This is a genomic window from Wenyingzhuangia aestuarii, assembly GCF_011927765.1.
GTDB lineage: Bacteria > Bacteroidota > Bacteroidia > Flavobacteriales > Flavobacteriaceae > Wenyingzhuangia > Wenyingzhuangia aestuarii.
This window is the reverse complement of the sequence record NZ_JAATJG010000016.1, coordinates 88,738-102,943: the sequence shown is the minus strand read 5'-3', so window position 1 is coordinate 102,943 and position 14,206 is coordinate 88,738. Positions and strand designations below refer to the sequence as shown.

Sequence of the window (14,206 nt, the reverse complement as noted above, 5' to 3'; positions counted from 1 at the left end):
GGATAAAGAACCAGAGGTTACTCTTCCTTAGATGGTCAAAAATAAATGTTTTTTTTCAGTTTTTACTTGGATTTTAAAACAGTACCTTTTTTTGTTATAATTGATAAACCTTATTTAAGGTTTAATGTTTCTATAATGTTTTGAATTTTTTCATCAAGTTTAGCTTCTACTTGTTTAGCTTCTTTAGGATTGTTTAATTCTCCTTTAACTCCAAAGTAAAATTTAATTTTTGGTTCTGTACCACTAGGTCTTACACATAGTTTAGTACCGTCTTCTGTATGATAAATTAATACATTAGATTTAGGTACATTAATACTAGTTTCTTCTCCAGTAAGTAAGTTTTTTTGAATTGATGATTCATAATCGCAAACAAATTTAACTTTAGAACCTACGATTTCTTTAGGAGGATTTGCTCTAAAATCTGAAATCATTTGTTGAATTTGAGCAGCACCATCCATCCCTTTTTTAGTGATAGAAATTAAAGACTCTTTGTAGAATCCGTGTTCTTTGTAAATGTCTAATAATTGTTGGTACAAAGTTGTTCCGTTTGCTTTTGCATGTGCAACCATTTCACAAGCTAATAAACAAGAGGTAACAGCATCTTTATCACGAACAAAGTCACTAATCATGTAACCAAAACTTTCTTCACCACCACCTACAAAATCTTTAGTAGGGTTGTCGGCAATTGCTTTACCAATCCACTTAAATCCTGTTAAAGTAATTACGGTTTCTACTCCATAATGATCTGCTAAAACTTTTACCATTTCAGAAGATACAATAGTTGTTGCTGTAAATTGGTTTCCGTTTAATTTTCCTGCTGCTTTCTTTTGTTTAATTAAGAAATCAGTCATTAAAATCATGGTTTGATTTCCGTTTAACAATTTCATGTTTCCATCTAAATCTCTAACAGCAATTCCTAAACGGTCACTATCAGGATCACATCCCATTAAAATTTCTGCTCCAATTTTATCAGCCAAAGCAGTAGCCATTGCTAAAGCTTCTGGTTCTTCTGGGTTAGGAGAGGCTACGGTTGGAAAATCTCCATTAGGTTTAGATTGCTCTTCTACCAAATGAACATCGCTAAAACCAGCTTTGTTTAGTACTTGAGGAACAGACATAATTGAAGTTCCGTGTAAAGCTGTAAACACAACTTTAACAGCTCCTCTGTTTACATCTCCAAAAGTTCCGTGTGCTACAGATACTTCGTTAAAAGCTTCATCTATTTCAGCACCTATATAAGTTAACAAACTGTCGTTTGCATCAAACTTAATCTTATCAAAAGACACGTTGTTTACTTCGTTAATAATTAACCCATCGTTTGGAGGAGTTACCTGGCAACCATCAGCACCATATACCTTGTATCCGTTATATTCTGGCGGATTGTGAGATGCTGTTAATACAATACCTGCATCACATCCTAAATGACGAACGGCAAAAGATAATTCTGGAGTAGTTCTTAAATCATCAAACAAAAAAACTTTAATTCCGTTAGCTGTAAATACATCTGCTACAACTTTAGCAAACTCTTTACTATTGTGTCTACAATCAAAAGCAATAACCGTTTTAAGTTCTTTACCAGGGTTGTTAGCTAGTAAAAAGTTAGAAAGTCCTTGTGTAGCCTTTCCTAATGTATATTTATTAATACGATTAGTACCAGCACCCATAACACCACGCATACCTCCAGTTCCAAATTCCATGTTTTTGTAGAATCTGTCTGTTAGCTCTTCAGGAGAATTGTTAATTAAATCTTGAATTTCTTTTTGTGTGTCTTGGTCAAAAGTTGATGTCAACCATTGTTTAGATGCTTCTAAAATTTCGGTAGTTACCATAGTGAGTTTGAGTTCTATTAAATTTAGTATTCTGGTTTTGGTATTGTAAATATATGGATTGTAGTTTATATTTCTTTTTCTATATAATACAAATTGTTTGTTTTTTTATTCTTTAAAATCATTTCTCCAATAAATCCTGCTATAAATAACTGTGTACCTAAAATCATAGTGGTTAGAGCAACAAAAAACAAGGGGTTGTTGGTTACTAATCCAGCTTTTTGATGATAATAAAAAACAGTAATTAGTTTAGAAACTCCTATATAAGTGGTAGAAAAGAATCCTATTAAAAACATAAATGTACCCATTAATCCAAATAAATGCATGGGTCTTTTTCCAAATTTCGATAAAAACCATAGGGTGATTAAATCTAAAAATCCATTGGTAAAACGATCTATACCAAATTTTGTTTCGCCATATTTTCTGGCTTGATGTTGTACGGGTTTTTCACCAATATTTTTAAAGCCAACATTTTTGGCTAGTATAGGAATGTAACGGTGCATTTCGCCAGTTACATCTATTGATTTTATAACTTTCTGTTGATAAGCTTTTAAACCACAATTAAAATCGTTTAGTTCTATTCCTGATGTTTTTCTGGCAGCCCAATTAAAAAGTTTTGAGGGGATGTTTTTACGAATTTTAGAATCGTATCTTTTTTTCTTCCATCCACTTACCAAATCATAACCATGATCTATAACCATGTTGTATAAATCGGGTATTTCTTCTGGGCTATCTTGTAAATCAGCATCCATGGTAATAATTACATCACCTTGAGCTTTTTTAAACCCCGCATTTAAGCCTTGAGATTTTCCAAAGTTTTTTAAGAATTTAATTCCTTTTACATTTGGATTTACTGCTTGTAAAGAGGTAATGATTTCCCAAGAAGCATCAGAGCTACCATCATCTACAAAAATAAGCTCGTAACTATAGTTGTTTTGCTCCATTACAGATACAATCCATCTGTGTAATTCAGGTAATGAATCGGCTTCGTTTAATAATGGAATAACTATAGATAATTGCATATAAATCTTATTTATTTCGGACAAATATAGCAGTTATAACTGCAGTAAGAAAACCAATAAACAAATTGATAGCAATACTAAATAAAACAGTACCAGGAATAAAAGCATTTCTAGTTAGTTGTACAGCATCAGCTATGTCTTTAGCATCCGTAATATTTCCGCTAGCAATTAATCTTTGACGATTGATTTCATCAAACTGATTTAAAGTATCAGGTTCTATGCTAAACACAAATAGTAAAGTGTAGGCAATGTAAATTAAGGCTGTTAAAAAACCAATAATTAATCCTGGTTTAATTATTTGACCAAAACTTTCAATGTTGGTATTCTTTTTTAAAAATGTAATAGCTATTACAACCATAATTACGGGAATAACCAGTCCTATGATAGAAAGTTCTGATGTTCTTTCTCCAATATATGGGTTGGTGTTGGTAGAGTAATATAAAATCAGTTCGTTTAATACCAATAAAAGTCCAGAGATGGCTCCGAATTTTAAAACAGGTTTTGTGCTGAAAAATGAATTCATTTGAATGTTTTCTATTTAAAATTTAAGCGCAAATATAGGTATTTATTATGCTAAAGTGTAGTGTTAGAGTAAGATGAATTGAATGTTAAAAAATGATGGATTAAATGTTGTGAGAATTACAATAAGGTTGTAAATTTGCAGACGGGCAAGTCCTGCACAACTAGCTCCCTCGGAATCCCCCAGGGCAGGAATGCAGCAAGGGTACTTGGTTGAGCGGTGTGATGTAGGTCGCTTGCCCTTTTTTTAAGAACACAATTAGTAAGTTTATTTTACATAAAAACCCAGCTTTTAGCTGGGTTTTGTGTTTTTAGAATGTTTGTTTTATTTAAGGAATCCAATTAGGTATAAACCCCAATCTAAATTTAAGTTGTTCTGTAAATAAAGAAGTTGGTTTTACTGGAGTTCCAATACTTTCTGTGTATTGTGTTTGTGCTTTAAAAAAAGTAGTACCACTTCCATGAAATCCTACAATAATTGGAGGAACTACTCTCCAATACCAAGATTTTGTGGCAACAAATTTAAAGTTTTCTTCTTTGGAATCTGTTTCTTTGTAATTCCATAAAACCAAATATTTACCATGATTGGGTAGGTTTTGAATTGCACCACCAGCCCTTCCTGCAAAAAATCCACCTTCAACATTATCAAATAAAGTACATCTAGGTTGTGATGCATGCATTTCAAAACAAGTATTATCAGCATGTTTACATTTCCAAATAACAGTTCCTGTAGTAGCAGTTCCTGCCACTCCTGTAGTATGATGCATACCTGCTAAATCGTTTATTTTTGCTAACAAAATACCTGTTGATCCTGCATTTGCGTGTACGGATGAATGTCCTTTTTTTCCACTAATGGTAATATTAATAGCTGTGCTAGCTGCAGATTTACTAAAATCGATAGCGTTACTTATATTGATGAAATTGCAGTTTTTTACCCAAGAGTTTACAACGCTAGACAGTTTTAAAATACTCCAACCTCCATCATCTTGTGCCGATCTATGATGAACAAATTCTTTGGTCCAATTTCCTTGAAAATTTAAATTTTCAAACCCTATGTGGTGTAAAGGATAATAACGATAAATTTCCCAATTATATTTACTGTCTATAGAATAGTGTATAGGCTCATAAAAGGTAATAATGTTATTTTTTATCTTTTTTATTTGATGTCTTTCTATAACTTGAACTCCTTTATTTAAAATATTCGTCCATCTAGGATCTGCTTCTAAACCCGCAAGATCTTGTTTAATCAATTTTGGATCATTATCTGTCATTTTTAGTACAATCCAATCTCCAACCTTTAAATTTTTAATATCTTTTATTTCAATAGAAAAGGTTTCTCTTTGTGCATTTTTAGAAACTTTACTAATAAAAGTGTCTTTGGTTGTTGTTTTGGTAGTGATGGCATGTGGGCAAGACCAAAGCTTTTTAGGATCGGTAGGAGGTAAGTCTTTTTCAAAAAACAAGGTACTTAGATTGTTTTCTGATGACTCTCCTCTAAAGATAATTTTAGAAGAATTAATAAAAATACTAGTCAGCTCATCTTTAGCAGTATTGATAAAATATTTTCCTTTGGGAAAGTAGATAATTCCTGCTCCGTTTTCTTCAGCAGCTTCAATTGCTTTTACAATTGCATTTTTATCAGATATTGAATCATTTGGGATGGCACCAAAGTGAGTTACATCAAACATTTTATAGTGTAATGTTGGGATTTCTGTTTCACTGTATTTATATCCCGCATAGGAAAAATCGGGGAGTATAGGTTCAGATTTATTTTGTTTTGCTTTTATAAATTGTTTCCAAATTTTACTTTCTTGTGCAAAAATAGAGGTGCAGGTTAATATTAAAATAAATAATATTCTACTGTTCATATTGTGTCAATTTTTTAAAAATAAATGATGGTATTTTTTTGGTAATTCTTTTTCTATAGTTAAAGGTTGATTGGTGTATGGATGAGTAAACTCTAAAGAAGCAGCATGTAAATACAAACCTTTTCCTTTTAATATTTTTCCTTCTACTCCATGTTCTACATCTCCTAAAATAGGATTTCCTAGCTGTGCACAATGAATTCTTAGTTGATGTCTTCTACCAGTAACGGGAGCAAGTTTTACTAAATTCAAAAAGTCAAACCTTTCTGATGGAACTGATTTTATGATGCTAAAATTACTAATAGCTTCTTTTTCATCAATCGGAAAGTTTATAGTGCCTTCTGATTGCATTTTACCAATAGTAATTGCAAAATAATTTTTCTGAATGGTTTTGTTTTCAAACAATTTTCCAAGTGCTCTAATACTATCGGCTGTTTTTCCAATAAGCAACAATCCACTTGTGGCAAAATCTAATCTATGTACGGGTTGTGGTTTTACGGCATCAATTAAAATACTAGGTTTTAAATTGTATGGTAATGCGTTTGTTACTGTTTTAGATTTATTTCCGCTTACTAACAATCCAGCAGGTTTATAGATAACGGCTAAATAATCATCTTCCCAAAGTACTTCTAAGTCAAGGTCAATATTTTTTTTAATGAGCGTTTCATCTTCCAAAAGCTCAATAATTTCATTTCCATTAATAAACTGACCAGAAACTCCTCTTTGATGATTGACTGTGATTAATCCTTTTTTAATAGCTTTTTTAATCCCTGCTTTGCTAGGGATAGATGCAAAAATTCCAACGGCATAATCAGACAATCTGACTCCATAAGGAAGTGTAGGTACCGTATGCGTTTCTATTGTTTTCATTTATAACGAAGCTAAAGCATTCTAATTAAAAAGAATAGACTTTTTAAGAACTATTTTAGTTAGCTATCTGTCTCATTATCAAACTATACTAAAAATCAAGTGTAATATCGCTTATTAAGTCGTATCTTCGCACCCGCTACAGAATTGACGAGAAGTCAATTCTTAAAATATATTTATGACATTTGAATCTTTAGGATTATCCGAGGCTATTTTAAAAGCCATTAAAAAGAAGGGGTATACAGAACCTTCTACCATACAAGAAAAAGCAATACCATTAGTTTTACAAGGTAAAGATGTACTAGCATCTGCACAAACAGGGACCGGAAAAACAGCTGGTTTTACCTTGCCTATTTTACATAGTTTATCTACACAAAATAAGTGGAAACGTAGACCTATTCGTGCTTTGGTGCTAACACCAACAAGAGAATTGGCTGCACAGGTATACGAGAACGTAAGAGAGTACAGTGAGTTTTTAGATATTAAATCTGCTGTTATTTTTGGAGGAGTAAAACCAAAACCACAAATTACTACGCTAAGAAGAGGGGTAGATGTTTTAGTGGCAACACCAGGTAGATTATTAGACTTAATTAGTCAAGATGCGTTATCGTTATCTAAAGTAGAAGTACTTGTTTTAGATGAAGCTGACCGTATGTTAGACATGGGATTTCTACGTGATATTAAAAAAATATTGGCATTAGTGCCAAATGAACGTCAAAACTTATTATTCTCAGCAACATTTTCTGCGGATATTAAAGCATTGGCTAACACGTTTATGAAAAGCCCAGTAGAAGTTGAATCTGCTCCGCAAAACACAACTGCAGAAAGAGTAAAACAAACTTTTTACAATGTAAATAAAGGAGATAAACCTTTGGCTATTATTGGAATGATAAAGGCTGGAAACTGGAGTCAGGTTTTAGTTTTTACGCGTACCAAACACGGAGCTAATAAATTGGCAGAAAGATTGGCTAAAAGTGGTGTAACCGCTGCAGCAATTCATGGAAATAAAAGTCAAGCAGCTAGAACCAAAGCTTTAGATGGATTTAAGAAAAATTCAGTAAGAGTGTTGGTGGCTACAGATATTGCTGCTCGTGGATTAGATATTCCATTATTACCCCACGTAATTAACTACGAATTGCCAAACGTTCCTGAAGATTATGTACACAGAATTGGTCGTACAGGTAGAGCAGGAGCAAGTGGAGAAGCTATTTCTTTAGTTTGTGGAGAGGAAATTAAATTTGCTCTAGATATAGAAAAGTTGTTAGGCTTAAAATTACCGATGCAAGATTTAGCGGGGTATGATTTTAAAGCTCCAACAGCAGAAGAGTTAAAGGCCATGAAAAAAGGACCTTCTAGAACCAATTCTCCAAAAGCAACACAAAAGCCTAAAACGGCTAAAAAGAAAGCAAAACCAGGAGAAGCTCCAAAATGGGTGCAAAGTAAAAAAAGTGCAGCTTCTAAGTTAGGTAGAGGTAGAAATAGAAGATAGACAACACTTCTTATAAAATATAAAACTCCCAAAATGAATTTCATTTTGGGAGTTTTTTTATCTGACAATATTTCTAATAGTTGATGGTATTCGTTTTTTTCTACTAAATTTTCCGTTAATAATAAATACGGCTAAAATTCCTAAAGCACCACCCACAACGGTATTCCATAGAATACTTTCTCCAATAAAAAGCCAAGAAGTTAGCACTGCTGTACTAGGCACAATAAAAATATAAGTACTTGCTTTTTCTGCACCAATTTTAGCTGTTACATATAAAAATACGGTGGTTGCAAGTGCGGAGTTTACAATTCCAAAATATAAAATATTTCCCCAGAATTTAGCATCGGCTGTAGAAAACAATTGGACTAGTTCTTTAAAGTTGACAAAGAAAGACAAACCAACGGCAGCTACTATATGAGTCCAAAAACTAAAGCCAATAGCATTTCCAAATTTATTGGCATGAGAACTAATTTTACTCATTACTGCCCAAACAAAAGCAGCTAGTAAAAAGTAAATATTTCCTGTGTTTAAAATTTCGTGACCATTGTCCCAAACTTTTAAAAGGGTCATTCCGGCAATAAATCCAATAACTAACCCAATGTATTCTTGTTTTTTTGGTAATATTTTACTGATGAATAAACCAATAATATACGCAAAAATAGGATTGATGGTTGTGACTAAAACCCCACCAGCTCCTGCAAAACCTGTGTGTACTCCTTTAAAAAAAAACATAGTGTAGAGTAAAATAAAAACTGAAGCTCCTATTACATGAAACCATCCTTTTTTATGTACTGTATTTTGAATTTTCCCAAAATATGTAATAGGCAATAAGGTTAGCGGTACTAATACAAATCTTAAAAAACTTAAATTTAATGCACTAGTGTACGTTCCTAAAACTTTAGCACATGTCCAACTAGTTCCCCAGGTACACATGCTAATAATCATGGCAATTAAAAGTAGGTTTTCTTTTTTGTTGTTAGTAGCTGTTGTTTTTGTTTCTAACATGTTAAATGTTTGGGAGGTTTAAATTTCTGTAATTCTAACCTTCTTTTTCTTTAATCGTTGGTTATTGATTTGATCTAACAAAGCTTTAGTATTTCTAACTTGTACCGATACAAAGGCACAATCTTGTTTTAGTTCTATAACCCCTACTTGATTTCCAGATAAATGACCTTGTTTAATTAATAAACCGGCTATATCACCTTTAGAAATTTTATCTTTTCTACCTCCAGAAATAAACAAAGTTTTCCATTCCGATGGTTCGGGTAAACTATCCGCTTGTAAATGTTCTACCTCATCAATATTGATAAAATCAGGTAACGGTTCTTTTTTCCATTGAATTACATAAGCAGTTCCTTCTTTATGCATTCTTGCAGTTCTACCATTTCTGTGGGTAAATTCTTCTACTTTTAAAGGCAATTGGTAGTGAATTAAAAAATCAATTTCTGGCACATCTAATCCACGAGCCGCTAAATCTGTAGCAATTAAAATTCTGTGAGTTCCGTTTCTAAATTTAATCAAAGCACGTTCTCTGTCTTTTTGTTCCAATCCACCATAAAAACAACCGTGACTAATTTCGTGATCGGCTAAATAATCACTTACTCTAGCAATAGAATCTTTAAAATTACAGAAAATAATTCCCGACTTATTTCCTATATGACAAAGCGTATCTACCAACGTTTTAAGTTTGTCTTTGTCTGGAGATAATACTTTTTTAAGGACTAACTGAGATTTTTTCTCACTTAAGAAATTAATCAACTCAGGATTTTGAATTCCCACAAAACTAGGAATCTCAATTTCTTGTGTAGCTGAGGTTAATATTTTTTGTTGAACGTTAGGAAGAAATCTAATAATTTCACTCATCTCTTCTTCAAAGCCTACTTCTAAAGATTTGTCAAATTCATCTAAAATTAACGTTTCAATATATTCTGTATCAAAACTATTTTTACGTAAATGATCTGCAATTCTACCAGGAGTTCCAATCAACACATGTGGTGTGTGAGCCAATTCTATTTTGTCCTTAGACATAGGTCTACCACCATATACACAATTAGCTTTATAACCTGTTCCCATTTCTCTAAAAACTTGCTCTATTTGGATGGCCAATTCTCTAGAAGGAGTGATGATAATGGTTTGAACTTCTGAAATGTTAGCATTTAACTTTTCTATCATTGGTAATAAAAAAGCCAATGTTTTACCTGTTCCTGTAGGAGATAGCAACACAACATCTGTATTGGCAGCAATCCCTTTTTGAGCAGCTTCTTGCATTGGATTTAAAGCGTTAATCCCTAATTTAGAAAGAATACTAGCTTGATTTTTATGTATTGTAGACATGATTGTTTGTAGTTGATGTAATCTTATGCAAGGTAATGGAAACGAAGAAGAAATGACTAATGAAATAGTAGAATCTATTTTGATATAGAACTCAACTTTAAATTAATTTTTCTCCAATAATACCTACTGAAAAACCTAGAATTGCACCCAAAGATGTTAGGTAGTTTTTGTTTAATTTACTTTCGGGAATAATATCTTGAATTAGTAAATATAAAATTCCACCGCTAGCAAAAGTCATTAAATGAGCGGTTAGGTTAGGAGAGTTGCTCAATAAATAATGTCCGCTTAAGGCTGCTAAAGTTCCAGAAAAACTTAATAAGAAAAAGATAACAAGCGTTTTTTGTATTGTGAATCCACTTTGAACCAAATCTCTAAAAGCGTTAAAAGCTTCGGGTAAATTTTGCAAACCAATAAAAATAGCTAATAGAGTTGCCATGTTAGGTTCAATAGCAAATACAGCTCCTAACGCTATAGATTCAGGTATAAAATCCATTAACATGGCTAGTAACGTGGCCATTTGTCCACCCTTTTTTGCTAAATATTCATCTAAAAACAGAAATAACAATGCTCCTGTAAGAAAATAAATAATCAACGGAATTAAAGAGAGTTTTTCCATGCCTTTAGGAATTAGTACTAAGGCTAATGCCGATAAAATAATACCAGCACCAAAAGACATTAAAGTATGAGTAATTTCATACTTAATGGGAGTTTCTTTAATGTGATGATTAAAATAATTTGCTAAAAGTCCGCCTAAAAAAACTGTAATACCCGCAAAGCCAGAATATAGAATTAGTTCTTTCATATCTTAAGGATTAACTATTTGTCACAAATGTATTTCATCAACTTAATAGCGCATTAAAATTAATAATTTTTATAGATGTTCTAGTTCTTTAAATTCTGAATAGCAGCTTCTGCACAACGTTCACCATCCATAGCGGCAGATATAATTCCACCAGCATAACCACCACCTTCACCACAAGGAAACAAACCTTCAATTTCTGGATGTTCTAAGTTTTCTTTTCTTGGAATATTTACTGGAGATGAGGTTCTAGATTCTACTCCAATTACATTGGCTTGGTTGGTGTTATATCCGTGCATTTTAGCACCAATTTGTGCAAAACCTTTACGCAATCTACCTCCAATAGCTTTGGGTAATAAAGAATGTAAAGGAGCCGATTTTAATCCGGGTTGGTATGATGTTGAATTTAATTCTGGAGATAACTTCCCATCAATAAAATCAGTCAACCTTTGTGCGGGAGCTGTTTGCGATCTTCCTCCAGCAGTAAAAGCCAATCGTTCTAAATCTTTTTGATATTGCAATCCTTTTAAAGCACCGTATTGTTCGTATTTCTGTAAATCTTTTTGAGCGTTAATTTCTACTACAATTCCAGAGTTGGCAAATACGTTATTTCGTTTAGAAGGAGACATTCCGTTTACAACTACTTCACCATTGGCAGTAGCGGCAGGAACTATAAATCCACCAGGACACATACAAAAAGAGTACACACCTCTATCACGAACTTGTTCCACCCATCCGTAAGCTGCAGCAGGTAACAATTCATGTCTACTACCTTCGCAATGGTATTGAATACCATCAATAATTTGTTGCGGATGCTCTACACGAACGCCCATGGCAAAAGATTTTGCCTGTAAAGCAATTTCTTTTTTGTCTAACAACTCATAAATATCACGGGCAGAATGACCTGTAGCTAAAATTAAAGCTTTAGCGCTAAGTTCTCTACCGTCTTGTAATTGAATGGCTTGTAATTTGTTGTTTTTGGTAAGAATATCAACAACTCTAGATTCAAAATGAACTTCACCTCCGTAGTGAATTATGTTTTCACGAATCTTAGCAATTATCTTAGGTAATTTGTTGGTTCCAATATGGGGATGCGCATCAATTAAAATTTGTTCTGTTGCTCCGTGATAAACTAGATTTTCAAAAATTCTACGAACATCACCACGTTTTAAACTTCGGGTGTATAATTTCCCATCAGAATAGGTTCCAGCACCACCTTCTCCAAAACAATAGTTAGAGTCTTCGTTTACATCGTGAGATTGGTTAATTTGACGTAAATCTCTACGTCTGTCTTGTACATTTTTTCCACGTTCTAAAACCACAGGTTTGTATCCTAACTCTATACAACGCAACGCAGCATACATACCCGCAGGTCCAAAACCTACAATGTGTATTTCTGGTTTGTTAGAAACATCTTGATAGTTGAATTGATATTCCGATTGCTCAGGAGCCAATTCTTTTATATACACGGCTACTTTGTAATTAAAGTAAATTTGAGGTTTACGTGCATCTATAGATTTACGTAACACTTTTACCGATGTAATGTCTTTTCTAGGAACGCTTAACCATTGTGCAGCTTTTATTTCTAAAATATTAGCCTTGGTTTCTTCTTGTAATTTTATACGAAGTTGAATCTCTTTTACCATGTTGCAAAAATAGTTTATTTATTGCTAGTATTTTATAGGATGTGATGTGTTTACATACAAAAATGCAGATGATGATAAATAGCGAACTATTTAAAATTATCTGCATTTATATTTAATTAGGATGGTTTGTGTAAGCTTATGCTTCTACAGTTCCTTTTTTAGATTTTCTGTAAGTAAAAGAGTTGAAAATATTACGTTTTCCAAAGTTGTTGATAGATTTACTATTTACAAACTTTAAAAATAATTTATGATTTACTCCAAAGTATTCGTATGTATTACCATCTGTAAAAGTAACTTCTAATAACATACTTTTGTGGTGATAATCTGCAACTTGAGATTGTGTAATAGTTGCTGTATACGCTTCTAAGTTAGCTTCTTTAGTTTCTGGAGCAATACTTACTAAAAAGTGGTATCCGTCAATAATTTTTAAGCTTTGTTTTTCTGCTTCTATTTTTTCTTCTTCAACCTGAAATTTATCAGGATGGAATTGTTTTACCAATCCTCTATATGTGGTTTTTAGCTCTTTTAAGTTGATAGCTCCTTCTACGTTAAAAAGCTTTTTATATTCGTTAATACGTTTCATGTTTTGTTTTTTCAGGTTGCGGGTGCAAAGCTATTCATAATAATATAGAATACAGTATTTTAAAGTGTGTTTGTTGGGGTGTTTTTACTGTTATGATAAATTCATTTGAGTGTCATATTGTTGATAGAATTATTAAAGTTTTTTATGCGACCCTGAAATAAATTCAGGGAGACGTGATATGTATTTGTCTTTTCGTTATGCTGAAACAAGTTCAAGATGACGTTTTATAAATAATGCTTATCGTTGCTTCGCAAAAATCTCATTAACAGTAGCTCTATAATTTCTAGGACTCCCGTTTTTTTTGATGGCTTTGTACACTTTTCTAGGATCATCAAAAGATTGAGAAAAGTATTCCCAAAAACCTAACATTTTCATTTTAATAGGAGTAGGGCCAGACAAGGCTTCATCGTATTGCTGATAAATAGTATCGTGAAATTCTTTAAAAATTTGCCATCTGTTTTCTGGATATTCTATAGAATCGTTTTTAATCATACTTGGTAAAAAAGGATCAGAAATTAATCCTCTACCAATCATAAAATGATCTAAGACAGGAAAACGTTTTTGAATTTTTCTAAAAGCTTCTACGCTTGTAATATCTCCGTTGTAATACAATTTGTGTGGTGATTGTTCTAAACATTTTTCAAAAGCATCTAAATCTACTCCACCTTTGTACAATTGCTTACCTATACGTGCATGGATGGCAATATTTTTTAAAGGATATTTGGCAAGTGTTTTAAACGTTTCTAAAATTTCGGTAGGTTCATCGTACCCCATTCTCATTTTCATAGAAATAGTTAGGTCACTTTCTGTGTGTGCTTTGTGTAAAACCTCATCAATTTTTTGCGGCTGACAAATCATACCAGAACCCATTCCTTGCTTAGTAACCATTGGATAGGGACAACCTAAATTCCAATTTAGTTCTGTGTATCCTAAAGACTTTACATAGTTTAATGCAAATAAAAATTCATCAGGATTGTTGGTCATTACCTGAGGAATTAATTTAGAAACTTGATTGTTTGCTGGATCTAAGTCTCTTTGGTAATTATTTTTAATCACTAATTTACCATTCATTTTAATGTAGGGAGCGTAAAAAGTATCAATCCCGCCAAAATAATGATCAAAGGCATTACGAAATCTAAAGTCTGTAAAACCTTGTAAAGGAGATGATAAAAGAGTAATTGACATTTAAAAAATTTTTGCAAAAATACATAAAAGAAAACCATCCAATCAAAAAAGAAAGGATGGTTTGGTATAAG

At 32.6% G+C, this 14,206-nt stretch carries 12 protein-coding genes and 1 other RNA gene; 2 read left to right on the top strand and 11 right to left on the bottom strand.

Annotation, left to right across the window (positions count from 1 at the left end; all coding sequences use genetic code 11):
* Positions 1 to 110 precede the first annotated feature (110 nt).
* From GGR97_RS13820 to GGR97_RS13810, 3 genes are all read right to left on the bottom strand, one after another.
* Positions 111 to 1,829 carry a phospho-sugar mutase gene (locus GGR97_RS13820; RefSeq protein ID WP_167899122.1) on the bottom strand — a complete coding sequence of 573 codons (1,719 nt, stop codon included), beginning with the start codon at positions 1,827 to 1,829 and terminating at the stop codon, positions 111 to 113.
* 65 nt (positions 1,830 to 1,894) lie between these two features.
* On the bottom strand, positions 1,895 to 2,848 hold the full coding sequence (locus GGR97_RS13815) for a glycosyltransferase family 2 protein (protein WP_167899121.1): 954 nt from the start codon (positions 2,846 to 2,848) through the stop codon (positions 1,895 to 1,897).
* A 7-nt stretch (positions 2,849 to 2,855) separates the two neighbouring features.
* A complete protein-coding gene (locus GGR97_RS13810; protein ID WP_167899120.1) occupies positions 2,856 to 3,371 on the bottom strand; it encodes a DUF4199 domain-containing protein in 516 nt (171 codons plus the stop codon).
* 143 nt (positions 3,372 to 3,514) lie between these two features.
* Here GGR97_RS13810 and ffs point away from each other — a divergent pair.
* Positions 3,515 to 3,612: signal recognition particle sRNA small type (gene ffs / locus GGR97_RS13805), an RNA gene on the top strand.
* Between the two features lie 84 nt (positions 3,613 to 3,696).
* Here ffs and GGR97_RS13800 read toward each other — a convergent pair.
* Entirely contained in the window at positions 3,697 to 5,235 is a 1,539-nt protein-coding gene (locus GGR97_RS13800) for a DUF4955 domain-containing protein (RefSeq protein ID WP_167899119.1), read from the bottom strand.
* 6 nt (positions 5,236 to 5,241) lie between these two features.
* Positions 5,242 to 6,102, bottom strand: coding sequence for an RluA family pseudouridine synthase (locus tag GGR97_RS13795; RefSeq protein WP_167899118.1), 861 nt, complete (start codon positions 6,100 to 6,102; stop codon positions 5,242 to 5,244).
* A 175-nt stretch (positions 6,103 to 6,277) separates the two neighbouring features.
* On the opposite strand from GGR97_RS13795, the gene GGR97_RS13790 reads away from it, so the two are divergent.
* Positions 6,278 to 7,588, top strand: coding sequence for a DEAD/DEAH box helicase (locus GGR97_RS13790; RefSeq protein ID WP_167899117.1), 1,311 nt, complete (start codon positions 6,278 to 6,280; stop codon positions 7,586 to 7,588).
* Positions 7,589 to 7,645: 57 nt separating this feature from the next.
* Here GGR97_RS13790 and GGR97_RS13785 read toward each other — a convergent pair whose 3' ends face one another.
* From GGR97_RS13785 to GGR97_RS13760, 6 genes are all read right to left on the bottom strand, one after another.
* Positions 7,646 to 8,593 (bottom strand): DMT family transporter, encoded by a 948-nt coding sequence (locus tag GGR97_RS13785; RefSeq protein WP_167899116.1) that lies wholly within the window; start codon positions 8,591 to 8,593, stop codon positions 7,646 to 7,648.
* An 18-nt stretch (positions 8,594 to 8,611) separates the two neighbouring features.
* Positions 8,612 to 9,922, bottom strand: coding sequence for a DEAD/DEAH box helicase (locus GGR97_RS13780; RefSeq protein WP_167899115.1), 1,311 nt, complete (start codon positions 9,920 to 9,922; stop codon positions 8,612 to 8,614).
* Positions 9,923 to 10,019: 97 nt separating this feature from the next.
* Positions 10,020 to 10,724 (bottom strand): ZIP family metal transporter, encoded by a 705-nt coding sequence (locus GGR97_RS13775; RefSeq protein ID WP_167899114.1) that lies wholly within the window; start codon positions 10,722 to 10,724, stop codon positions 10,020 to 10,022.
* A gap of 80 nt (positions 10,725 to 10,804) precedes the next feature.
* A complete protein-coding gene (locus GGR97_RS13770; protein ID WP_167899113.1) occupies positions 10,805 to 12,367 on the bottom strand; it encodes an NAD(P)/FAD-dependent oxidoreductase in 1,563 nt (520 codons plus the stop codon).
* A gap of 136 nt (positions 12,368 to 12,503) precedes the next feature.
* Complete coding sequence (locus GGR97_RS13765; RefSeq protein WP_167899112.1) at positions 12,504 to 12,950, bottom strand: KTSC domain-containing protein; 447 nt, start codon at positions 12,948 to 12,950, stop codon at positions 12,504 to 12,506.
* A 237-nt stretch (positions 12,951 to 13,187) separates the two neighbouring features.
* Positions 13,188 to 14,135 (bottom strand): tRNA dihydrouridine synthase, encoded by a 948-nt coding sequence (locus GGR97_RS13760; RefSeq protein WP_167899111.1) that lies wholly within the window; start codon positions 14,133 to 14,135, stop codon positions 13,188 to 13,190.
* Between the last annotated feature and the right edge of the window lie 71 nt (positions 14,136 to 14,206).

What these genes read in the sequence shown, in the direction of transcription:
- GGR97_RS13820 (WP_167899122.1), bottom strand. Translation starts at nt 1,829, where the DNA reads ATGGTAACTACCGAAATTTTAGAAGCATCTAAACAATGGTTGACATCA.
- GGR97_RS13815 (WP_167899121.1), bottom strand. Translation starts at nt 2,848, where the DNA reads ATGCAATTATCTATAGTTATTCCATTATTAAACGAAGCCGATTCATTA.
- GGR97_RS13810 (WP_167899120.1), bottom strand. Translation starts at nt 3,371, where the DNA reads ATGAATTCATTTTTCAGCACAAAACCTGTTTTAAAATTCGGAGCCATC.
- GGR97_RS13800 (WP_167899119.1), bottom strand. Translation starts at nt 5,235, where the DNA reads ATGAACAGTAGAATATTATTTATTTTAATATTAACCTGCACCTCTATT.
- GGR97_RS13795 (WP_167899118.1), bottom strand. Translation starts at nt 6,102, where the DNA reads ATGAAAACAATAGAAACGCATACGGTACCTACACTTCCTTATGGAGTC.
- GGR97_RS13790 (WP_167899117.1), top strand. Translation starts at nt 6,278, where the DNA reads ATGACATTTGAATCTTTAGGATTATCCGAGGCTATTTTAAAAGCCATT.
- GGR97_RS13785 (WP_167899116.1), bottom strand. Translation starts at nt 8,593, where the DNA reads ATGTTAGAAACAAAAACAACAGCTACTAACAACAAAAAAGAAAACCTA.
- GGR97_RS13780 (WP_167899115.1), bottom strand. Translation starts at nt 9,922, where the DNA reads ATGTCTACAATACATAAAAATCAAGCTAGTATTCTTTCTAAATTAGGG.
- GGR97_RS13775 (WP_167899114.1), bottom strand. Translation starts at nt 10,724, where the DNA reads ATGAAAGAACTAATTCTATATTCTGGCTTTGCGGGTATTACAGTTTTT.
- GGR97_RS13770 (WP_167899113.1), bottom strand. Translation starts at nt 12,367, where the DNA reads ATGGTAAAAGAGATTCAACTTCGTATAAAATTACAAGAAGAAACCAAG.
- GGR97_RS13765 (WP_167899112.1), bottom strand. Translation starts at nt 12,950, where the DNA reads ATGAAACGTATTAACGAATATAAAAAGCTTTTTAACGTAGAAGGAGCT.
- GGR97_RS13760 (WP_167899111.1), bottom strand. Translation starts at nt 14,135, where the DNA reads ATGTCAATTACTCTTTTATCATCTCCTTTACAAGGTTTTACAGACTTT.